18 protein-coding genes are annotated in these 22,346 nt (G+C 54.4%); 7 read left to right on the top strand and 11 right to left on the bottom strand.

The annotated features are described in order from the left end of the window. Positions 1 to 13 precede the first annotated feature (13 nt). The 3 genes from AC07UY_RS05510 to AC07UY_RS05520 form a co-directional block, all read right to left on the bottom strand. Complete coding sequence (locus AC07UY_RS05510; protein ID WP_494700847.1) at positions 14 to 1,336, bottom strand: MFS transporter; 1,323 nt, start codon at positions 1,334 to 1,336, stop codon at positions 14 to 16. A gap of 273 nt (positions 1,337 to 1,609) precedes the next feature. Next, a complete protein-coding gene (gene yhjD, locus AC07UY_RS05515; RefSeq protein WP_494659674.1) occupies positions 1,610 to 2,638 on the bottom strand; it encodes an inner membrane protein YhjD in 1,029 nt (342 codons plus the stop codon). An 80-nt stretch (positions 2,639 to 2,718) separates the two neighbouring features. Beyond that, the gene (locus AC07UY_RS05520) at positions 2,719 to 3,618 is read right to left on the bottom strand and encodes a LysR family transcriptional regulator (RefSeq protein WP_494700846.1); all 900 of its coding nucleotides are present in this window, start codon (positions 3,616 to 3,618) and stop codon (positions 2,719 to 2,721) included. 119 nt (positions 3,619 to 3,737) lie between these two features. Between AC07UY_RS05520 and AC07UY_RS05525 the strand changes: the two genes are divergently transcribed. Next, positions 3,738 to 4,496 carry an SDR family NAD(P)-dependent oxidoreductase gene (locus tag AC07UY_RS05525; RefSeq protein ID WP_494659676.1) on the top strand — a complete coding sequence of 253 codons (759 nt, stop codon included), beginning with the start codon at positions 3,738 to 3,740 and terminating at the stop codon, positions 4,494 to 4,496. Positions 4,497 to 4,559: 63 nt separating this feature from the next. Here AC07UY_RS05525 and AC07UY_RS05530 read toward each other — a convergent pair whose 3' ends face one another. After that, complete coding sequence (locus AC07UY_RS05530; protein WP_494700845.1) at positions 4,560 to 5,087, bottom strand: GNAT family N-acetyltransferase; 528 nt, start codon at positions 5,085 to 5,087, stop codon at positions 4,560 to 4,562. A gap of 264 nt (positions 5,088 to 5,351) precedes the next feature. Between AC07UY_RS05530 and AC07UY_RS05535 the strand changes: the two genes are divergently transcribed. Then, on the top strand, positions 5,352 to 6,938 hold the full coding sequence (locus AC07UY_RS05535; protein WP_494700844.1) for an STY4199 family HEPN domain-containing protein: 1,587 nt from the start codon (positions 5,352 to 5,354) through the stop codon (positions 6,936 to 6,938). An 11-nt stretch (positions 6,939 to 6,949) separates the two neighbouring features. Here AC07UY_RS05535 and AC07UY_RS05540 read toward each other — a convergent pair whose 3' ends face one another. From AC07UY_RS05540 to AC07UY_RS05550, 3 genes are all read right to left on the bottom strand, one after another. Continuing rightward, on the bottom strand, positions 6,950 to 8,599 hold the full coding sequence (locus AC07UY_RS05540) for an alpha,alpha-trehalase (protein ID WP_494700843.1): 1,650 nt from the start codon (positions 8,597 to 8,599) through the stop codon (positions 6,950 to 6,952). A gap of 277 nt (positions 8,600 to 8,876) precedes the next feature. Beyond that, positions 8,877 to 10,229, bottom strand: a complete 1,353-nt coding sequence (gene gorA, locus AC07UY_RS05545) for a glutathione-disulfide reductase (protein ID WP_301700358.1) — start codon at positions 10,227 to 10,229, stop codon at positions 8,877 to 8,879. A gap of 71 nt (positions 10,230 to 10,300) precedes the next feature. Further along, positions 10,301 to 11,143: a 23S rRNA (adenine(2030)-N(6))-methyltransferase RlmJ gene (locus AC07UY_RS05550; protein WP_203359661.1), complete on the bottom strand. Its 843-nt coding sequence runs from the start codon at positions 11,141 to 11,143 to the stop codon at positions 10,301 to 10,303. A 292-nt stretch (positions 11,144 to 11,435) separates the two neighbouring features. On the opposite strand from AC07UY_RS05550, the gene prlC reads away from it, so the two are divergent. Together prlC and rsmJ are read left to right on the top strand one after the other, a co-directional pair. Beyond that, positions 11,436 to 13,478: an oligopeptidase A gene (gene prlC / locus AC07UY_RS05555; protein ID WP_494700842.1), complete on the top strand. Its 2,043-nt coding sequence runs from the start codon at positions 11,436 to 11,438 to the stop codon at positions 13,476 to 13,478. 7 nt (positions 13,479 to 13,485) lie between these two features. Then, positions 13,486 to 14,238, top strand: a complete 753-nt coding sequence (rsmJ, locus tag AC07UY_RS05560) for a 16S rRNA (guanine(1516)-N(2))-methyltransferase RsmJ (protein ID WP_494700841.1) — start codon at positions 13,486 to 13,488, stop codon at positions 14,236 to 14,238. Between the two features lie 155 nt (positions 14,239 to 14,393). Here the strand turns inward: rsmJ and AC07UY_RS05565 are convergent, their stop codons facing one another. Further along, positions 14,394 to 15,596, bottom strand: coding sequence for an NAD(P)/FAD-dependent oxidoreductase (locus AC07UY_RS05565; RefSeq protein WP_494700840.1), 1,203 nt, complete (start codon positions 15,594 to 15,596; stop codon positions 14,394 to 14,396). 219 nt (positions 15,597 to 15,815) lie between these two features. Here AC07UY_RS05565 and AC07UY_RS05570 point away from each other — a divergent pair, with 219 nt between their 5' ends. Then, entirely contained in the window at positions 15,816 to 16,319 is a 504-nt protein-coding gene (locus AC07UY_RS05570; protein WP_494659684.1) for an RrF2 family transcriptional regulator, read from the top strand. 35 nt (positions 16,320 to 16,354) lie between these two features. On the opposite strand, the gene dtpB is transcribed toward AC07UY_RS05570, so the two are convergent. After that, positions 16,355 to 17,827, bottom strand: a complete 1,473-nt coding sequence (gene dtpB, locus AC07UY_RS05575; RefSeq protein WP_494659685.1) for a dipeptide/tripeptide permease DtpB — start codon at positions 17,825 to 17,827, stop codon at positions 16,355 to 16,357. 280 nt (positions 17,828 to 18,107) lie between these two features. Further along, positions 18,108 to 18,542 carry a universal stress protein UspA gene (uspA, locus tag AC07UY_RS05580; RefSeq protein ID WP_125400568.1) on the bottom strand — a complete coding sequence of 145 codons (435 nt, stop codon included), beginning with the start codon at positions 18,540 to 18,542 and terminating at the stop codon, positions 18,108 to 18,110. Positions 18,543 to 18,933: 391 nt separating this feature from the next. On the opposite strand from uspA, the gene uspB reads away from it, so the two are divergent. Continuing rightward, positions 18,934 to 19,269: a universal stress protein UspB gene (uspB, locus tag AC07UY_RS05585; RefSeq protein WP_490469364.1), complete on the top strand. Its 336-nt coding sequence runs from the start codon at positions 18,934 to 18,936 to the stop codon at positions 19,267 to 19,269. A 76-nt stretch (positions 19,270 to 19,345) separates the two neighbouring features. Here uspB and pitA read toward each other — a convergent pair whose 3' ends face one another. After that, positions 19,346 to 20,842, bottom strand: a complete 1,497-nt coding sequence (gene pitA, locus AC07UY_RS05590) for an inorganic phosphate transporter PitA (RefSeq protein ID WP_203359667.1) — start codon at positions 20,840 to 20,842, stop codon at positions 19,346 to 19,348. A gap of 230 nt (positions 20,843 to 21,072) precedes the next feature. On the opposite strand from pitA, the gene AC07UY_RS05595 reads away from it, so the two are divergent. After that, on the top strand, positions 21,073 to 22,272 hold the full coding sequence (locus AC07UY_RS05595) for a BaiN/RdsA family NAD(P)/FAD-dependent oxidoreductase (protein WP_494659686.1): 1,200 nt from the start codon (positions 21,073 to 21,075) through the stop codon (positions 22,270 to 22,272). Positions 22,273 to 22,346 lie beyond the last annotated feature (74 nt).

The raw sequence follows: 22,346 nt of genomic DNA on the forward strand, positions 1-22,346 counted from the left end.
TCCGGCACTCACATTACAGCGACTGGTGGCGCGTCTCATGCGTTAACAGGAGTGCTATCAGCGTCAGCCCCGCCATTGATGCCAGGTAAATCCCCACCGCCGCCAGCCCGTAGTTTGCCTGCAACCACGCGGCAATGTAGGGGGCGACAGAGGCTCCGAGAATCGACGCGACGTTATAGGAGAACGACGCACCGGTGTAGCGTACCTCGGTTGGGAACAACTCCGGCAGCAGCGCGCCCATCGGACCGAAAGTCAGCCCCATCAGACTCAGCCCCAGCAACAGGAAGGCGAAGACCAGCACCGGATTACCAGAGCCCAGCAGCGGTTTAAAGGCGAACAGCGCAAACAGAATGATCATCGTGGTGATAATGACCATGCTTTTACGACGGCCAAAGGCATCTGCCAGCAGGCCCGCAACTGGCACCATCACGCCGAATCCAATGACGGCCATCATCAGCATCCACAATACGTCGTTACGCGACATACCGAGGCCCACAGGGGCGGCAGCGGTACTGAAGGTCATGGAATAGACGGTCATGATATAAAACAGCGTATAGGTCGCCAGCATGATAAATGTGCCAAGCACCGTGACGCGCACATGTTTTGTCAGCAGGGTTCCCAGCGGAATTTTTACCTGTTTTTTGGCGGCGGCGACTTTCGCGAATACCGGCGTTTCGTGCAGAGAGACGCGCACATACAGGCCAATAATCACCAGCACCGCAGAGAAGATAAACGGTACACGCCAGCCCCAGCTCATGAATTGTTCCTCGGTCAGTAACCAGGAGAGCAACAGGAACGTACCGTTGGCAAAGAAGAAACCGATAGGCGCGCCCAACTGAGGGAAGGAGCCGTACAGCGCGCGTTTGCGCGGCGGCGCGTTTTCCGTCGCCAGCAGCGCCGCGCCGCCCCATTCACCGCCAAGTCCCAGCCCCTGGCCAAAACGCGCCAGCGCCAGCAACAGCGGGGCGAAAATACCGATCGTCGCGTAGCCGGGCAGCAGACCAATGATGACGGTGGAGATCCCCATTGTCAGCAGTGAAGCTACCAGCGTCACTTTGCGTCCAACGCGGTCGCCAAAATGGCCGAATACGGCGGAGCCAATCGGGCGTGCCACAAAGGCGATGGCGAAGGTGGCAAGCGACTGTAGCGTGGCGGCCGCAGGATCGCCCTGTGGGAAGAAAATATGGGGGAACACGATCACGGCGGCGGTGGCGTAAATGTAAAAGTCGAAAAACTCAATGGCGGTGCCGATGAGTGATGCGATGACGACTTTATTACGCGAATTGACCGGCGTGTGTTCCTGTTCGTTGTCGAGTGTTGTGGCGGTTGCTTGCATAGTATTTTCTTATTTTTTGGCGAACGAATGGCCATATTACGCACAGCAAAAGAGACATTTCAATATGTAACAAAATGGGGTTTTGCTCAAAAAAGCGACAAAAAGGGGATAATTTTTAGGCCAGCGATTTCGCTTCTATGAAATGCTTCACAGAATTTTAAACTTAGATAATAAAACTGGTTTTTGGTTAAATAAAAGTTAAGGACTGGATTTATATTCTGAAATGGCGAGCGGGGCTGATATTTTTTGTTTTTCATCAGCCCCATGAATGATTTAGCGGTGTGTTTTGCCAGGCATCCGAGGGTCGTCTTTGTATTGCGCGGTGGCAATCCAGGCCGCGCAGAAGAGCGTCAGGCGGGCGAAGAAATAGAAGAACGCCATCAGACCCAGCACCGAGCCAAATGCGGCACCGGAAGGGGATTTCACCAGCGCGGGCAGGGTCCACGTCATGATGATTTTGATGACTTCAAAGCCGATGGCAGCAATAAATGTTCCGCGAATCAGCGCTTTCTTGCGCGGGCGATGGCGCGGCAATCGCCAGAAAATCCAGAAGAACAACAGGTAGTTGGCAAAGATTGAAATGGCCAGACCAATCAGCCGCCAGGCGGGTTTCAGCCATTCGATACTGTCGAGATACAGCGCCGAAATGATCATCTGCTGGGCGGACCCGGCGATGGAGGTGATGGAGAGGGTGACAATCAACGCGACCAACAGGCCAATCAGGGAGATAAAGTCACGCAGGTATTTTATCCAGATTTTTTCCTGATCCTGCGGCGTGCGTTCCCACACGTCCCGCGACTGGGCGCGAATCGCTTCCCGCAGATTCCCCATCCAGTTGATGCCGGAATAGAGCGCGATCCCCAGACCGACCAGACCGACGGTGGTACGCTGCTGAACGGCGGTATTGATGGTGCTTTTCAGGGTAGCGGCTAAGGTGGGGTCGCTGACGTTCTGCAGAATTTTTTCGAAGATATCCTGGAGCAGCGTGGGGTGCGACGCGAGAATAAAACCGGCGGCGGCGAATGACACCATCAGAATGGGGATCATCGACAGAAACGAGAAGTAGGTAATGGCCGCGCCGAACTGGTTTCCCAGTCGGTCATTAAAACGTTCTGCTGCACGGATAAGATGGGCAATCACGGGCTGGCGTTGGATCTTTTGCGCTGTCGTGGTGACGGTTTTCAGCGTCTTGTGGGCTTTGCCGCTTTTCTCTGACGCTTCATGCGCGTCAGTCTCTGTTGTTTGAATCGGGTCGTGCTCCAGTTCCTGATCCGGGCGTTTTACGTCATTTTCCTGCATCATCAGGTCGATAGTCCTTTTTTTGTCTGCTATCGGGTTAGTATAGCCTCTCAGGGCGGCTTCCCGAAAAGTGCGGCCAGACGCTAATCCACATAACCTTTCATCACCCCGGTTAACCACTCCATAAACAGATGAACCCGGCGGGAAAGGTTGCGACGGTGTGGATACAGCAGTGAAACCGGCATGGCGTCGGCACGATATTGCGGTAACACTTCAATGAGCGTTCCTGCACGAAGCGCATCACGCACTCCAACGCGCGGCACCTGAATGATGCCCAGACCCGCCAGGCAAGCCGCATGATAGGTCTCGGTGCTGTTAACCGTTAGTATGCCGCCTGTTTTAATCCACTGCGTCCCATTGACTGTTGCGACTTCGAAACCCTGCGGCCGTGTGCCCAGATTCAGTGAGTAGTGCACCACTGCGTGCGAGGCCAGATCTTCCAGACTCTCCGGATAGCCAAAGCGCGCCAGATACTGGGGGCTGGCGCAATTAATGACCGACAGCTTCCCCAGTGGGCGAGCGATCAATCCAGAATCTTTCAGCGCGCCAACGCGCACAACGCAATCAAAGCCCTCGCGAATTAAATCGACCAGGCGGTCGCTGCTGCTGAGTTCCAGTTCAATCCCCGGATACTGATGCAAAAATTGAGGGAGCTGCGGCATGACCAGGTTTTTGGCAATGCCCACCGGCATATCCACTCGCAGTTTACCGCTGATGCTTTTGGGGTCGTGCTGAAACAACCCGTCCAGCTCATCAAGATTGCTCAGCAGATCTTTGGCGCGCTCGTAATAGACCATACCGTCCTGCGTGAGCTGAACGCGTCGCGTAGTCCGGTGCAGTAGCTGCGTCCCAAGCAGGTTCTCCAGCGCCTGAATCTGGCGAGATACGCTACCTTTAGGGAGGCCGGATGTCTCGGCGGCGCGCGAAAAACTCTCCAGTTCCGCGACGCGGATGAACAACTGCATTGCGTGAATTTTATCCATCCCGACCGCCTATTGTTGTTCTGTGTGAAACAGTGATGCGCATCTGGCTATATTTATTGTTTTTCTATCACCTAATAAGCTCTTTCTCAATCTTCACAACAGCTGAAATGAGGTTTCTTATGACACAACGTATCGCATTAGTGACCGGCGGCAGCCGTGGACTGGGTAAAAACGCGGCGTTGAAGTTGGCAGACAAGGGAACGGATATTATTTTCACCTGGAATAGCCAGCAGCAGGCGGCGCTGGATGTTGTCGCTGAAATTGAGCGAAAAGGGAGGAAAGCGGTGGCAATACAGCTGAACGTCAGTGATATTGCCAGTTTTGCGACATTCACCCGTGACGTCAAAACACAACTGAAAAGTGTCTGGAATCGCGAGACGTTTGATTGTTTAGTGAACAATGCCGGTATTGGCCTGTATGCGCCGTTTGCAGACACGCCGGAAGCCATGTTTGATGAATTATTGAGCATCCATTTTAAAGGCCCTTTCTTCCTGACCCAGCGCCTGTTACCGCTGATTAAAAATGGGGGACGGATCCTGAATGTCTCAACGGGGCTGGCCCGTTTTGCCCTGCCGGGGTACGCGGCCTACGCCTCAATGAAAGGGGCGATGGAAGTGCTGACACGCTATCAGGCCAAAGAGTTAGGGGAGCGTGGGATCACGGTGAACAGTATTGCGCCTGGCGCGATAGAAACCGATTTTGGCGGCGGCAGACTGCGAGACAACAAAGAACTGAATGCCTACGTTGCGTCGCAAACCGCGTTGGGACGCGCAGGCTTGCCGGGGGATATTGGTGATGCCATTGTCGCATTGCTCAGTGATGAACTGGGGTGGATGACGGCGCAGCGGATTGAAGTGTCGGGCGGCATGTTCCTGTAAGCGTGGGGTGGATGCGATCCGGCGGGCGAGGTTGTCCGCCGGAGTAGCATCGGCGAGCGAATATCAGCGCCACTCATGCTTTAACAGGCCAAAGAGCCAGTCATCCTGCCACCGTTGCTGTAGCCAGTAGCTTTCGCGCAGCGTCCCTTCCAGCACAAATCCTGTTTTCTCCAGCAACTGGCGAGAAGCCTGATTACCTGCGGTGACGCAAGCTGTCAGTCGCCGCAGACCACCGGCGGAAAAAGCATAGTCGCAGACGGCGCGTAAAGACTCTGTCCCATAACCTTGTCCCTGAGACTCGGGAGCCAGCAGGAACCCGACTTCGGCGCAATCTTTCCCCCGATGAATATAACCATTGATGCCAAGCGGTTTGCCCGTTTCGTTATCGCAAAGGATCAGACACAGCCAGTGAGGGCTTCCAGGATGCCATTCGGGTAATCGGGAGTCGAAGGCCTCGCGAATGTCTGCTTCGCTACGCGCATCGTCCACATAGCGCATTACGTCAGGGTGTTGCTGTAGCGAAAGAAAAAAGGGCCAGTCGGCAGGCTCAATCGGGCGACAGGTCAGGCGAGAGGTTTTCAATACGGGCATGAACGTTCCTCCGAATAATTTTCTCAATGTTCACGTCGTGGTCACTGTTATATATGTTTAACTTGTTATATCTATAAAAACAGATAATTAAAATGAATATTACGAACCCTCTGGAGGTAACACCGTTAGTTTAAGACCGAGATATCCGGGGCGACCACCGGGTTTGGCGTCCCTCCGGGAACCAAATCCCGGTGTTTCCCCTCATTCATCAGCTTAAGTGAACGGTGTTACCCCAGGTGGGCGTTTTTTAAATTAAGGATGATAATGACGATCAGCGTTTTACAGACGACAAGCACTACCTTTGAGCACTGTCTGGGTATTATCCGCCACGCATCGGTAGAAATTTTGCTGTTGTTAGGGGTCCATGCCTCAGAAGGGAAAGATCCGCGCTGGTTTCTCGAACAACTGGATCAGGCCCGTTTGAACCTCGGCGGCTGGAATGCCATCGCAAAGCGACTGCATATGGATGACGCACAACTCAGCCAGTTTACCCTCCGGTTGCGCCATCTCCAGCAATGCGTACCGCAATATGAAAACGGACAGGCCGTAAGTGAGAATCAGCTCATTGCCGCGCTGCGTTTCGTCACCGCGCTGGAACAGTTACGCCAGTGCCAGCCGCTGCTCACATATCTCACTGACGTAGACGCCAGCGATGAAAGCCAACAACGGCGTGCAGAGCGCCAGCTTCGCGCGATTGAGCTGGTTTTAAAAGGGCTGGTGGCGCAGGTCTGGCCGGACAGCCAGTCACTGAATGCGTATTTAAAACAGCACTTTGGCGGTGATCGTCTCAGGCGCTGGATTAAACAGGGTGATGGCCAGGAAGCGCTCAGTGGAATGTGTTTTAGTGAACTGGCGCTGATGGTCGTCGATAAAAAGAGCTTCGCCCGCCACTACGCCGGGGTGTTTAACGACACCTCGGTACTGACGCTGTTTGTTGAACCCCGTGCGACGCTACGGCAATTTCTCGACGATTGTCGACAGGCGCGTAATGACGTGATTGCCGGTAAACCGCTCACGGCGGCGCAGTTGACGCTGCTGTCCTGCCAGTATCAGCATATTACCCGCCCGGTACAGCGGGCGTTTGAGCGCGGGCGTACGCGGGTGAATCCCGCCTCGTTGTTGATTGTCGATGACGCGCCACTGGAACAGTATTGGGAACGTGCGCGGCATATTAATCACCAGGCGGGTGGCGAGCTGCAAGAGATCGGTGAAACGATAGAACCCCCGCGCAAACGGCCGCAACGTACAGCTGAAGAGCGGGAACAGCTGATCTCCGGCACCCTGTGGGGCGCTGTCGGCGTCATGGTACTGGCGATACTGGGGGGCGGAATTTGGTTATTCAGTTCGCAGGAGCCACCAGCTGCGCCGGGCGTTGAGATCGTACAGAATGAGCCGAAACGGGAAGCCCCTTCGCCGCGGGAGAGCATCACGCAGAAGGGGATCACATGGGATGCATTTAACATGCGGGCGGCTATCGACAGGAATGACACCCATGTCACAACCCTGTTTTTACAGGGCGGGATGAACTGGCAGTTAGCCTGGACCGAGCAGGCTTTCTCACTGGGAAATACTGACGTGTTGCAGCTGTTGCTCCGGTATCCCTCGCAGATGGATGAACCTAAACCCTGTCGGCGGTTTATCAATACCCTGGGGCACGCCATGTCGAACGGCGCGTCGCTGACCGCCGAACACGCCTTGTATCTGCAACGTTTTTGCACGGTGCCTGCGGTCGTGGCGCGCCAAAAACATGAGGCTGAGCAGGCGACATTACGCGCTCGCGCTGAACCCAGCGCGGACAACAAGAAATGGCTGAAGATCCAGACCGCCATTTATAAGGAGATTCGCGGATAGCAGGGGGGGAGCTACGGCTCCCCGTACAATCCAATCAGGCGGCGCACCACGCCGTTAGTCCATCCGAACCCATCCTGTAAGGGATATTCGCCACCGCCGCCTTCACGCGGCGTGCCGCCCGCGATATGGTATTTTTCAATAAGCTTATGATGATGCTGGTAAAAATGGTTTACCGTTTGTAGCCAGCTACGGGCAATCTCATCACCAAGGGCATCATCGCCATACATCTTGAACCCCTGAATCGCCATCCACTGCAGCGGCGCCCAGCCGTTGGGTTTATCCCACTGTTCGCCGGTTTCGTATTCGGTCGCCATAATCCCACCGGGCGTCAGTAGGCGACTGCGGACCGCGCTGCTCAGGCGATCGGCCTGTTCATGGGTCGCCATGCCGACATACAGCGGCACAATGCTGGCGGCGGAGAACAGGGCCATCTGCTCGCGCCGCCAGTCGTAGTCCCGATAGCAGCCATTATCGTCATCCCACAGGTAACGGTTCACGGCGGCCCGACGGTTGCTGGCCTTCTGGCGGAAAAGAGCTTCGGTGTCCCGGTCGCCTTTCAGCGCAGAAATATTGGCAATGGCGCTCTCCAGTTTGAACAAAAAGGCGTTGAGATCGACCGGGATAAACTGGGTGGTGCGAATACTTGCCAGTCGCGCTGTATCGCGCAGCCAGCGGGATGAGTAATCCCAGCCGGAAGCCGCGCCAGCACGCAGATCGCGATACACCTCATTGGGAGGGCGACCGGAATGTTTGGCGGTTTCCACATCCTCCAGCCACGACTCGTCACGCGGGGTGTCGCGATCGTCCCAGTAACGGTTAAGCAGCGAACCGTCGGGCATCCGGACGACGTGACGATACGCCTGATTGAGCACCAGTGATTCCGCGCCGTCCATCCAGAATGCGTACTCCATCTTCAGATGGTCGAGGTAGCGCCGTGCGCCGCGGACGCCATCTTCCTCGAACAGTTCAACCATCAGGGCAAACACCGGTGGCTGCGAACGACTCAGATAGTAGGTACGGTTGCCGTTCGGAATATGGCCGTAGTTCTCAATCATCCAGGCGAAGTTGTCCGCCATACATTTCAGGAGATCTCCGCGACCGCTTTCCGCCAGCCCCAGCATGGTGAAATAGGAGTCCCAGTAGTAGGTTTCGCTGAATCGCCCGCCCGGGACAATGTAGGACTGCGGTAACGCCAGCAGCGAAGACCACGGAATGTGATCCTGCGGCTCGCGCGTCAGCACGGGCCAGAGCTGGTCGATATGCTCTTTCAGCGAGTTTTCCGGGTTAGAGACATATTCCGTGGAGGACACGTCCGGCAGCCAGAAGTGGTTTTCCACAAACTGTCGCAGGTTGAAATCCCGGTGTCGTTTGACTTTCCGGTATCGGATCAGGATATCGAGCGGATCCATTTTCGGCGCACAGTCCGGGAAGGTTTTGCTGTCGGCAAAGATTCGGGCGGATTGCACATGCTCGAACAGTTCGAGGTATCGATCGGCTGGCGTAAGCGCGTCGGAGGCGGGAAGCCCCTCAATCATCTCGGGTTCCGGCTCTGCCTCGATCATTTCATCCAGCTTTAACTCGTGCGGATCCGTTTCATAAATCAGATCAACCTCGATCGTCATTTCGTCGGAGGGGACGTGTTGCAGTTTCTGGTTGAGCATAATGAGAAGGACCTCCGGATTGCGTCGTAAAAGATACGGGTGTTGCCCGGCTGTTTTTTAAGCGTAGACATTCGCTTCGGTGCGCGGGGTGCAAAGTGTGCGGTGGTTCACATTTATGACTGAGGGGAACGAGTGCGTATATCTCGTGACTTGATGATTTATAAGCCGTTATCGCCAGAGGGATTTACAACAATAGCGGACAAAAATTCAGAGCATTCGTTTGAAAGCGACTGATGAAGGGTAAAAAAATGCCCCTCCGGGGAGGGGCATTCGAAACTTAACGCATCGTAACAAATTCTTCCGACGCGGTGGGGTGGATGGCGACAGTGTTGTCGAAGTCTTTTTTGGTTGCGCCCATTTTCAGCGCCACCGCAAAGCCTTGCAGCATTTCATCCATACCGAAACCGATGCCGTGGATGCCGACAATCTTCTCTTCCGGTCCTACGCAGACCAGCTTCATGCGGCACGGCTGACGGTGAGAGGTCACCGCCGTGTACATCGCGGTAAATGACGATTTGTACACTTTTACCTGATCGTCGCCATACTGCTCGCGCGCCTGGGGTTCGGTCAGGCCCACGGTGCCAATCGGCGGGTGGCTGAAGACCACGGTCGGAACGTTGCTGTAGTCCAGATGCTCGTTCGGTTTGTTGTTAAACAAACGCTCAGAGAGACGACGACCCGCTGCCACTGCGACTGGCGTCAGCTCTACGGCGCCGGTGTTATCGCCCACCGCGTAAATGCCATCTACATTCGTATTCTGGAATTTATCGACGACGATGTAACCTTTTTCACTGGTTTTCACGCCCGTTGCCGCCAGATTGAAGTTATCGGTTGCCGGTTCGCGACCGATAGCCCAAATCAGGCAATCAACGGTTTCGCTGCGACCGTCTTCCAGTTGCAGCGTCAGGCTGCCGTCGGCGTTTTTAACCACTGCTTTCGGGATGGCGTTGGTGTGAAGCTGAGGGCCTTCGGCATTCATCACTTCGACCAGCGTCTCGGTGATCATCGGGTCAAAGTTGCGCAGCGGCGCGTGTTTACGCACGAACAGATGCGTTTTAGCGCCCAGACCGTTGATCACACCCGCCAGTTCGACAGCGATGTAACCGGCCCCGACGACCGCAACGCGTTCCGGCAGCGCGGGCAGTTCAAAGAAGCCGTCAGAGTCGATACCGTATTCCACGCCCGGAATGTCCGGGTGGCTCGGGCGACCGCCGGTGGCAATCAAAATATGGTCGGCAGTGATCGTTTCGCCATTCACTTCAATGGTTTTCGCATCAACGAAACGGGCAAAGCCTTTGATCACATCAACCTTATTTTTGCCCAGCACGTTATCGTATGAGGTGTGGATACGGTCGATGTAGGCGCTACGGCTGGCGATTAACGTGTTCCAGTTGAACGCGTTAATGGTGGTGTCAAAGCCGTAATCCGGGCCATACAGGTGGATCGCTTCACGAATCTGCGCGGCATGCCACATCACTTTCTTCGGTACGCAGCCGACGTTCACGCAGGTGCCGCCTAACTCTTTGGCTTCAATCAGCGCACATTTCTGGCCGTACATGGCCGCGCGGTTAATGGAGGCGATACCACCGCTGCCGCCGCCGATAGCGATGTAATCATAGTGTTTGGTCATGACTTTTGTCCTTAATCGTTGATTGCTGCGATTGTAGCGCGAGACTTAAAAGGTTCCACCGATGGCTGTGATTACTCTGGCACTACCCAGTTTACTGAGGTATGACCGGTGCCTGCCGGGACCAGCTTGCTGTGCAACCACGGCAGCACGGCATTCATCTGTTGTTCCAGCTTCCACGGCGGGTTGATCACAATCATGCCGGATGCTGTCATTCCCCGCTGATCGCTGTCCGGGCGGACTGCCAGCTCAATTTGCAGAATACGGCGAATACCGGTGGCTTCCAGCTCTTTGAGCATGCGTTTGATTTGTGCACGCAGGACGACCGGATACCACAGCGCGTAGGTGCCGGTGGCAAAACGTTTATACCCTTCGTTGATCCCGCTGACGACGGCCTGATAGTCCGTTTTCATTTCATAAGGCGGGTCAATGAGGATCAATCCGCGACGGGAAACCGGCGGTAATTTCGCTTTCAACTGTTGATAGCCGTCGGCGCGTGCCACACGGGCGCGTTCATCTTTCTGAAACTCGGAGCGCAGCAGAGGGAAATCGCTCGGGTGCAGTTCGGTCAGTTGCAGGCTGTCTTGCTCACGCAGCAACTGACGGGCAATCAGTGGCGAACCAGGGTAATAACGTAGCTGACCGCTGCGGTTAAAATGCTGCACAACGGAGATGTATGGCTCCAGCTCAGTCGGTAAATCATCCTGCTGCCAGATGCGCGCGATGCCTTCCAGATACTCCCCGGTGCGCTCGGCATGCTCGCCACTCAGTAGATACCGGCCAGCGCCCGCATGGGTGTCCAGATAAAGAAACGGTTTTTCTTTCTCTTTGAGCGACTCGATGATCAGGCTCTGAACGGTGTGTTTAAGGACGTCGGCGTGGTTGCCAGCGTGATAGCTGTGGCGATAACTGAGCATGGGTAAAGGAGTTCCAGGTTAAAAGCGTAGGCACGATAAGCGAAGCGCCATCGGGCGAAAATAGAGCATATCGGCACAGTATACAGAAAAGTCGCCATCGCCGCGAAAGGACAACGCACAGCATTGAAATTCACTACACTTAACCCCATGCTACTGAGTATGACGCGCCGGATGGCGGCTGACGCCTTATCCGGCCTACAAATGATGAAACCTGTAGTCCGGATAAGACGCTTCGCATCCGGCGAAAACGCGTGACGCGTTTCGTTCCCCCTTTTTAACCAGGACTGTGCATATGACGAATCCATTACTGACTCCCTTCGACCTGCCGCCGTTTTCCAAAATTCAGCCCGAGCATGTAGTTCCCGCCGTTACTCAGGCGCTGAATGACTGCCGCGAAAATGTGGAACGTGTGGTCGCGCAGGGCGCGCCGTACACCTGGGAAAACTTATGCCAGCCGCTGGCAGAAGTGGATGACGTGCTGGGACGTCTTTTCTCGCCGGTCAGCCACCTGAACTCGGTGAAAAACAGTCCGGAACTGCGTGAAGCGTATGAACAAACCCTGCCGCTGCTGTCTGAGTACAGCACCTGGGTTGGACAGCACGAAGGGCTGTACCAGGCATATCGCGACCTGCGCGACGGCGATCACTACGCCACGCTCTCCACCGCGCAGAAAAAAGCCGTGGATAACGCGCTGCGTGATTTTGAACTCTCGGGTATTGGTTTGCCGAAAGAAAAACAGCAGCGCTACGGTGAAATCGCCACTCGCCTGTCTGAACTCGGTAACCTTTACAGCAACAATGTCCTTGATGCCACGATGGGCTGGACGAAGTTAGTGACAGATGAGGCCACGCTTGCCGGGATGCCGGAAAGCGCGCTGGCAGCCGCCAAGGCTCAGGCCGAAGCGAAAGAGCAGGAAGGGTATCTGCTGACGCTGGATATCCCGAGTTATCTGCCGGTGATGACCTACTGCGACAACCAGGCATTGCGTGAAGAGATGTATCGCGCCTATGTGACCCGCGCCTCCGATCAGGGGCCAAACGCGGGCAAATGGGATAACAGCCCGGTGATGGAGGAGATCCTCTCCCTGCGTCATGAGCTGGCGCAACTGCTGGGCTTTGAAAGCTTCGCCTTTAAATCGCTGGCCACCAAAATGGCGGAAAACCCGCAGCAGGTGCTCGATTTCTTAACCGATCTGGCGAAACGCGCTCGTCCGCAGGGTGAGAAAGAACTGGCGCAACTGCGCGCTTTCGCAAAAACGGAATTTGGCGTTGATGAGCTACAGCCGTGGGATATCGCCTACTACAGCGAAAAACAGAAGCAGCATCTGTACAGCATCAGCGACGAGCAACTGCGCCCATACTTCCCGGAAAACAAAGCGGTTAACGGCCTGTTTGAGGTCGTGAAACGTATTTATGGCATTACCGCGAAAGAGCGTACGGATGTGGACGTGTGGCATCCGGAAGTGCGCTTCTTCGAACTGTATGACGAAAACAACGAACTGCGCGGCAGTTTCTATCTCGACCTGTACGCCCGCGAAAACAAACGCGGCGGGGCGTGGATGGATGACTGCGTGGGTCAGATGCGTAAAGCTGACGGCTCGCTGCAAAAACCGGTCGCTTACCTGACCTGTAACTTCAACCGCCCGGTCAACGGCAAACCGGCGCTGTTTACTCACGACGAAGTGATCACGCTGTTCCACGAGTTCGGTCATGGCCTGCACCATATGCTGACCCGCATTGAAACCGCCGGTGTTTCTGGCATCAACGGTGTGCCGTGGGATGCGGTCGAACTGCCGAGCCAGTTTATGGAAAACTGGTGCTGGGAGCCGGATGCGCTGGCGTTCATCTCCGGTCACTATGAGACTGGCGAACCGTTACCGAAAGAACTGCTGGATAAAATGCTGGCGGCAAAAAACTATCAGGCGGCGCTGTTTATTCTGCGTCAACTGGAGTTCGGTCTGTTCGACTTCCGCCTGCATGCCGAATTTAGTCCGGAACAGGGGGCGAAAATCCTGGATACGCTGGCAGAAATCAAGAAACAGGTTGCTGTGGTGCCGGGGCCGTCATGGGGCCGTTTCCCGCATGCATTCAGCCACATCTTTGCCGGTGGTTATGCGGCGGGTTACTACAGCTATCTGTGGGCTGATGTGCTGGCGGCCGATGCCTTCTCCCGCTTTGAAGAAGAGGGGATTTTCAACCGCGATACCGGACAGTCGTTCCTCGACAACATCCTGACCCGTGGGGGTTCTGAAGAGCCGATGGAGCTGTTCAAACGCTTCCGTGGCCGCGAACCGCAGCTCGATGCGATGCTGGAGCATTACGGGATCAAAGGTTAGTCCACGAGTGAAAATTTGTTTACTTGATGAAACGGGCGCCGGAGACGGCGCCTTATCTGTTCTTGCTGCCCGCTGGGGGCTGGAACACGATGAAGATAATCTGATGGCGCTGGTGTTGACTACGGAACATCTGGAGTTGCGTAAACGCGATGAACCGAAGCTTGGCGGCATTTTCGTGGATTTTGTCGGTGGGGCGATGGCGCACCGCCGCAAATTTGGCGGTGGTCGTGGCGAGGCGGTCGCGAAAGCGGTCGGTATCAAAGGCGATTATTTGCCGGACGTGGTGGATGCCACGGCAGGACTGGGGCGTGATGCCTTCGTGCTGGCGTCGGTGGGTTGCCGCGTGCGAATGCTGGAACGTAATCCGGTTGTGGCGGCGCTGCTTGATGACGGTCTGGCGCGTGGCTATGCCGACCTGGAAATCGGTCCGTGGCTGCAAGAACGGTTGCAGTTGATCCATGCTTCCAGCCTGACGGCGTTGACTGACATCACTCCGCGTCCGCAGGTTGTTTATCTCGACCCGATGTTTCCGCACAAGCAGAAAAGCGCGCTGGTGAAAAAAGAGATGCGCGTGTTTCAGTCGTTGGTGGGGCCAGATTTAGACGCCGACGGGCTGCTGGAACCTGCGCGGCAGCTGGCGACAAAACGTGTGGTGGTGAAACGCCCGGACTACGCGCCGCCGCTTGCGGATGTCGCCACCCCCAACGCGGTGGTCACCAAAGGGCACCGGTTTGATATTTATGCGGGGACGGCGGAATAGATTTGTCGCCGCCGAATCGATCGCGCCGTTTTCTGTAGGCGGGGTAAGGCGCTTGCGCCGCCATCCGGCAATGGTACAAAAATTGCCGGATGGCGCTACGCTTATCAGGCCTGGAGCACCGTGCTCGTTGTAGCCCTGATAAGGCGTTGACTTAGCTACACAAATGGCGCGTACGGATCCGCCATCTCAAACGCCGCTGTTCTCTCTGCCTTCGGCGGGTAAATCAGCTCGCGGGTAATCGACATCTTCAGCGTCTTCGCTTCTTCACGCGTCAGTTTCACCTGCTGATCCCAGCCTTCGGTATAGACCGCACCCCAGGCGCCGAGGTCCAGACAGGTGACATACATCTCCTGGCGATACGGCGACGGTTCCACATTCAACAGGCTGGCCGCCGCGTTGTTCCCGGCGAATTTACCCAACAGAATTGCGTGCTGACAGGTCATCAGCGCGTGGTTGCCTTTGTCATCGGTGGCGGCACAGGCGACATCGCCGGTGGCGTAGATATTGTCATAGCCTTCCACCTGCAGATTCGCATTCACATGCAGACGGCCCTGACGATCGCGCGGGGCGTTAATCTGCGCCGTCAGGTCGCTTGCCTGGACACCCACGGTCCAGATAACCGTCGAAGAGGCGATTCTCTGCCCCTCTTTCAGCGTCACGCCCGAGGCATCAACCGATTCCACTTCCGCATTCACCAGCCACTCGACGCCCAGTTCGGCGGAGGCGTCGATGATGATATTGCGCAGTTCTTCGCTGTAGCGCGAACCAGGCTGTGGGCCGCGTTCAACTACGACTACTCTGGTCTTAGCATTTGAGCCGAGGATTTCGCGCAGGCGACCCGGCAGTTCCATCGCCATCTCAATACCCGTGAAGCCGCCGCCGCAAACCACGACCGTATTGCGCGCCTCGCTTTCTGGCTGGTGGGCCAGTGATTTCAGCTGTTTCTCTAAAATGGCGGCGCTTTCCAGTTGATCAAGGTCGAAGGCATGCGCCTCTACACCCGAGACAAATGAACGGTTTACGTGGCTGCCGCTCGCCAGAATCAGGCGATCATAGTGGTGCTGATGGGTTTCGCCGTTGGCATCTTTCCAGCTCACACTGTGTGAGTCAGGATGGATGTTTGATACGGAGCCGCGCAGGAATTTCACACCGGTGACGTCAAACAGCGGCTGTAACGGAGAGACCAGCGTTTCAACGTGACTCTCATAAAAACGTGGACGTACGCGAAGCTCTGGCTGTGGCGCAATCACTGTAATATCAATGGCCTGGTTGGCATGTTTGTCTGCCAGACGCGCCGCGCTCAGGGCGGCCCACATGCCCGCAAAACCGGCACCTACGATCAGAATTTGTTTACGCATTGCTCTTTCACTCTGTTAACTCCGATTAATTGACTCGGATTTTATTGGTCGTAGTTATGAAATGCAATGCGAAAAGTGATAGCGCTGATTGTTTTTCGTTTATGACATTGATTAATAATTATTTATTTCTTAAGTAGAGCCTGTCTGAAAGGAACGGTATGGCATGGCGAGGGTGAAATAGCTACAATAACTCAGAATTATTTTGGCTGAGATTAGAGAATGGCATTTTACAGTTCCGGGGTTGAGTACGGCATCCATAGCCTGATGTGTATGGTCGATAGCAAAGGTGATGCCCGCGATATGAGCGTACGGGAGATTGCCGCGCTGCAAAGTGTCCCCTATGACTACCTGGCCAAAATCTTTACGCGTCTGTCAAAGGCCGGACTGGTGCGCAGCATTGAAGGTAAGGGCGGTGGATTCCAGCTGGCCAGGCCTGCTGAACACATCACGGTACTTGATGTAGTCAACGCGATTGATGGTGACAAACGTATTTTCGAATGCCGTGAAATTCGTCAGCGACTGGCTGTGTTCAATGAGCAACCGCCGGAATGGGCGTGCGAAGGCATTTGTGGTGTGCGGTCGGTGATGGATATGGCGCAACAGCGGATGGAAGAGGCGCTCAGCCAGCATACGATCCTCGACCTTGCGCGCAAAATGTACCGCAAAGCACCGGAGACGTTTGTGGTTGAAGTTCAGGAGTGGATTGCCGCGCGGAAAAGTTAACCTCAGCCAGCGTTGGCTGACTGAGGTTATTGCCGTTATTTGCTGCTATCCGGCGTATTGATCATCCGGTTTAGCCACGGCACCATAATTGCCATCACTATCGTTACGGCCATAGTAACCAGCCCGATTTTACTGAACACACCTGTGTAGATAGGCAGCGTCTGCAACGGATCGGTAATGTTCTCCGGTACGGCAGTGAATGTTGCCACATATCCCCCCATCAGGAAGGCTGCGGCCTGCGTCAGGAACCACATCCCAAGGATAAAGCCCATCAGGTGTTGCGGCACCAGGGCGGCAACCATGGCCAGCCCCAGGGCGCTAATCAGCAATTCACCCAGACTCTGGAACAGATAAACCAGCACGATAAACCACGGTGACGTCAGCCCCTGCGCATCGGCAAACCACATCCCCGCCGCAGCGGCAGTCAGAAAGCCCAGCGCACACAGGAACATACCGAGCGTAAATTTCATCGGCATGGTCAGGTCTTTGCCTTTGCTCCCCAGACGGGTGTAGATGGCCGCCAGCACCGGACTGGCGAGCACGACCCAGAACGGGTTCAGCGCCTGGAAGCTGACCGGGTTAATGGTGATGCCGAGGATCTCATGGTGTACGTTGTTGATAGCAAAGAAGTTAAGCGAAGTCGGCATCTGTGCGTAAAGAATATAAAACAGCACCGCTTCCAGCATCAAAATGAAGGCGACAAACATCTTGTTGCGCCCGGTTTTATCCAGCTTGAACGCTTCGCGGAAGAAGATAATCGTAACGACAAGCGACAGCACGATCAGCACCAGGTTGGCGATTTTGACGTTGTGCATCAGCCAGGCGCACAGGAACACCATCGCCACCGTACCGACTAATACATACAGCAGATTACGCAGAATCAACGGCTTGTGGTCTGGCTCTGAACCGATATCTTTCACCATACCGCGACAGGCGAAATAGACCAGCAGAGCGATGATCAGACCTGCGCCGCACAGGTTGTAGGTGACGGCATAGCCAAATTTTTCGGCAATGACCGGCGCCAGCGACAGCGACAGCAGGGAACCGATGTTAATCGACATATAAAACAGGGTGAAGGCGCCATCAAGACGGGCATCCTTCGGTGGATAGCATTTAGATAGCAGGCTTGCCGGGTTCGCCTTAAATAACCCGTTACCGACGGCAATGGTGCCAAGTGCAATAAAGATCAGATCGGGGTTGAGCAGTGACATCCCGGTCATGAAGTAACCCAGCGCCAGGACGATCGCGCCGAGCACCAGCGTACGTTTGGTTCCCAACAAGTGATCGCCAACGTAGCCACCAATAGAAATCAGGCCATAGACCAGTGCGGCAAACGCGCCAAAGGTAATGAACGCCTGTTCCTGAGAGAACCCAAGCTGTTTAACAAAAAAGACCGCCAGGATGCCCTGAACGCCGTAATAGCCAAATCGTTCCCATAATTCTACAAAAAAGATCATGAAGAACGGACGAGGTTGCTGCAGCAAACCCGTAGGTGCAGTTGTATTCATATTCCTTCGCCTTTCAATGCCATCCTGAAAAGTATGAACGCGTATGCTAAAACGCGCCGAAAAAGTCTGACTCTGTTATAGACTGCGGTCATTAACCGGATGGGTAGAGTATTATATTGAGTGGTTTCGATCTAACTAGATGATCACACTATTTATGATTTATGGGCTGGAGTGATGTACTAACCATTTAAAAAACAGAAATAAAAACGCCCGCATAAGCGGGCGTAGTGTATCGACAATTTACCGGATAAGGCGTCAGATACCCTCCGGTACAGAACGCTTATTCTTCTTCGTCACGCAGTGGAACAATCAGCATGTCAACGTGAACGGTGTTGATCAACTGGCGTGCGGAAGACATCAGCTTGCTCCAGAAGTCCTGGTGGTGGCCGCAGACGACCAGATCCATGTCGTATTTCTTGATAGCATCAACCAGCACCTGGCCAAGATCGCCGCTGCCGCTCAACGTTTCAGTGATCGGATAGCCCGCATTGCTGGACAGCTCGGTCAGCGCATGGTGGGTTTCTTCAGAAATGCGTTTCTGCATATCGCCGAGATTGACGTCGATAAGCCCGGTGTACAGGTCAGAGTAGTTCACGTCCACGTGGATGAGGGAGACTTTCGCGTTGTAAGGACGCGCCATAGAAACCGCTTTCTCTACCAGAACTTTGCTTTCCGGGGAAAGATCAACCGCGATAAGAATGTGTTTGTAAGCCATAGTGTTACTCCTTCCATAAAGTTGTCGATGACTAGCCAGCTAGCGTTTCTTTGCCGTCGCGTCACCCGCGTCCTGCGAACTATATGCGCGGGGCTAGCCCAGCCGTAAAGATGGATCGTTTAGACTATCATTACATTATAGCGACCAGGATAATCCGTCAATCCGCCTTGGTTGCCAACCAGTTAAACAAATTTTTCTGTTAAATGCATTGATAGCGGTTAACGTTCTGGCAAAAAAATTAACTGATCTCCTACAATATTTAAAGAGCCGTTCGGATGCAGAGTATCCTCATCATGGCTTGGTAGGACTTTTTCATTGAACTGTCTGGCAGGGTATCGGGGAGCGATTGTCCCGGAGAGGAGCTCCGTGGGTGGGTCGCCGGGGAGGTGGTATGATAAGCACCGTCGCATTATTCTGGGCTTTATGTGTCGTTTGCATTGTGAATATGGCGCGTTATTTTTCGTCATTACGTGCACTGTTAGTGGTACTCCGTGGTTGCGATCCATTGCTCTATCAATATGTCGATGGAGGGGGGTTTTTTACCTCGCATGGCCAACCCAACAAGCAAATGCGTCTGGTGTGGTATATCTATGCCCAACGCTATCGGGATCATCACGATGATGAGTTTATTCGCCGTTGTGAACGTGTTCGCGGCCAGTTCATCCTCACCAGCGCGTTATGCGGTCTGGTGATTATCAGTATGGTAGGGTTGGTGATGTGGCATTGAGCCATTTGGGTGTATCGCACAGGCAAAAAAAAGCGGGCCAGTTTCCTGGACCCGCTTTTTTTACAGACTAACCCGCTTAGATAAGCTTCAGGGAGAGCCAGTACAGCCCCCCGGAAAGCACAATCGCTGCAGGCAGGGTAAAGACCCAGGCCATCAGAATACTGGTAACCGTTTTACGCTGCAGACCGCCACCGTCAACGACCATCGTCCCCGCAACAGAGGAGGAAAGTACGTGGGTAGTGGAAACAGGCATACCAGTGTAACTCGCCAGACCGATAGATACAGCGGCAGTCATCTGCGCAGACATCCCTTGCGCATACGTCATACCTTTCTTACCGATCTTCTCGCCGATAGTGGTTGCCACGCGACGCCAGCCAATCATCGTACCAAGACCCAGCGCCAGTGCGACGGCCATGATAATCCAGACCGGTGCGTACTCAATGGTGCTCAGCATATCGGTTTTCAGTTTCTTCAGCAGACGCTTGTCGTCGTTGCTTACGCCAGGCAGTTTCACCACTTTATCGGTGGTGTCAGAGATGCACAGCATAATGCGACGCAACTGACCACGTTGGTCAACGCTTAACTTGTCGTAAGTTTCCAGATTCGCCAGCATGCCCTTCACGCGATCGAGCGCATTCAGGGTGTTTGCCGGGTGGCAGTGGAACTCAGTCTGTGTCGTTGTCGCGGTTTCCACAGGCGGAACCTGCTGATCAACGCCGGTCACTTTTTTCAGCATATCAGGATGCTGCTGGAAGTAAGTTTCGACGTTGTTGATGGCGTCACGGGTACGGGTGATTTCATAGCCGGAAGCGTTCATATTGACCACGAAGCCCGCAGGCGCCACGCCAATCAGAACCAGCATCACCAGACCAATGCCTTTCTGTCCATCATTAGCGCCATGGGAGAATGCGACGCCGATAGCAGACAGAATAAGAGCGATACGCGTCCAGAATGGCGGCTTTTTCTTGCCGTCTTTCTTTTCACGTTCCGCTGGGGTCAGGTGAATACGCGCCCGCTTTTTGGTGCCGCTCCAGTAGCGACGTAACAAAAAGATCAGACCGCCAGCAAACACCAGGCCGACAATGGGGGAAATAATCAAAGAACCGAAAATATTGATCACTTTCGGTATGTTAAGTGCATCCACTACCGATGTGCCGGTCATCAAAGCATTGGTCAAACCAATACCAATGATGGCGCCAATCAGCGTGTGAGAACTGGAGGCCGGAAGACCAAAGTACCAGGTACCCAGGTTCCAGATAATTGCCGCCAGAAGCATGGAGAACACCATGGCGAGGCCATGTGAGGAACCCATGTTAAGCAGCAGATCCGTTGGCAACATATGCACAATGGCATACGCTACGCTGAGACCGCCCAGCAAAACACCAAAGAAGTTGAAGACCGCCGCCATGATAACCGCGAGTTGCGAACGCATTGCGCGGGTATAAATCACGGTTGCGACTGCGTTTGCCGTATCATGGAAGCCGTTAATCGCTTCGTAGAACAGCACAAAAGCCAGAGCAAGCAATAGTAAAAGCCCGGTATGCAAATCCAGGCCAGCAAACAAATGTAGCATAGGACGTTACGCCATTTTGAGGACATGAACGCGGCGCATTATCAGGGACTTTGGCGACGCGGGCAAAGTGAAATATAGACTTTTTTTGATTTGTCTCCTGAATTGTTTTCCCCCACTAAAGAATTATCTTATAGATTTCAAATAAATAATTGTTTTTCACGATCTTGTCGCTGGTACGGTCACTGAGGAAACTTTACAATTCACGCCCAGATTTAAGAGAGGATCGCAAAGTGGAAAGGTTTGATACCGTTATTATAGGCGCTGGCGCGGCGGGTATGTTCTGCGCCGCACAAGCAGGGCAACGGGGTAACCGCGTGTTGCTCATTGATAATGGTAAAAAGCCGGGACGTAAAATCCTCATGTCCGGCGGGGGACGCTGTAACTTTACTAATCTTTATGTGGAACCCGCGGCGTATTTAAGTCAAAACCCTCATTTCTGTAAATCAGCGTTGGCGCGCTATACCCAGTGGGACTTTATCGATCTGGTCGGTAAACACGGAATCGCCTGGCATGAGAAAACGCTCGGCCAGCTATTTTGCGACGATTCTGCCCAACAAATCGTCGACATGCTGGTGGCAGAATGCGAGAAGGGTGGCGTCACCCTGCGGTTGCGCAGTGAAGTGCTCAGCGTTGCCCGTGATGATGAGGGGTTCACCTTTGAGCTGAACGGTATGACGGTCAGCGCGGCAAAACTGGTGATTGCCAGTGGCGGACTCTCGATGCCGGGCCTGGGGGCTACGCCGTTTGGTTATAAAATTGCCGAGCAGTTTGGCCTGAATGTGCTGCCGACGCGCGCGGGTCTCGTTCCCTTTACATTGCATAAACCGTTGCTGGAACAGCTCCAGGTGCTGTCAGGCGTTTCCGTATCTTCTGTTATAATGGCGCAGGACGGCACGGTATTTCGTGAAAATCTGCTCTTTACGCACCGCGGACTTTCAGGTCCGGCCGTTTTGCAGATTTCGAGTTTTTGGCAGCCCGGAGAATTTGTCAGCATTAATTTATTGCCTGATATCGATCTGGACGCTTTCCTCAATGAGCAGCGTAGCGCGCACCCGAATCAGAGTCTGAAAAACACTCTGGCGATGCAGTTGCCGAAACGACTGGTGGAATGTCTGCAAGCGTTAGGGCAAATCCCCGAGATCTCTCTGAAACAGCTCAACGTACGCGACCAACAACTGCTGGTGGAGACGTTAACGGAATGGCGCGTGCAGCCTAACGGCACGGAAGGATACCGTACGGCGGAAGTCACGCTGGGCGGCGTCGATACCAATGAGCTTTCCTCCCGCACGATGGAAGCGCGTAAGGTGCCAGGTCTCTACTTTATTGGCGAAGTGATGGACGTGACCGGCTGGCTGGGCGGGTATAATTTCCAGTGGGCATGGTCGAGCGCCTGGGCCTGTGCGCAGGATTTAGCACCAGCCCACGCGTAACCCAGCATAAGCGACAGGTAAACGGTGGAAGGCGTTGTCTCTATCGTTTTACCTGATTGTTTTGTTAATTAATC

Source organism: Citrobacter sp. GW821-FHT02E08 (genome assembly GCF_059421685.1).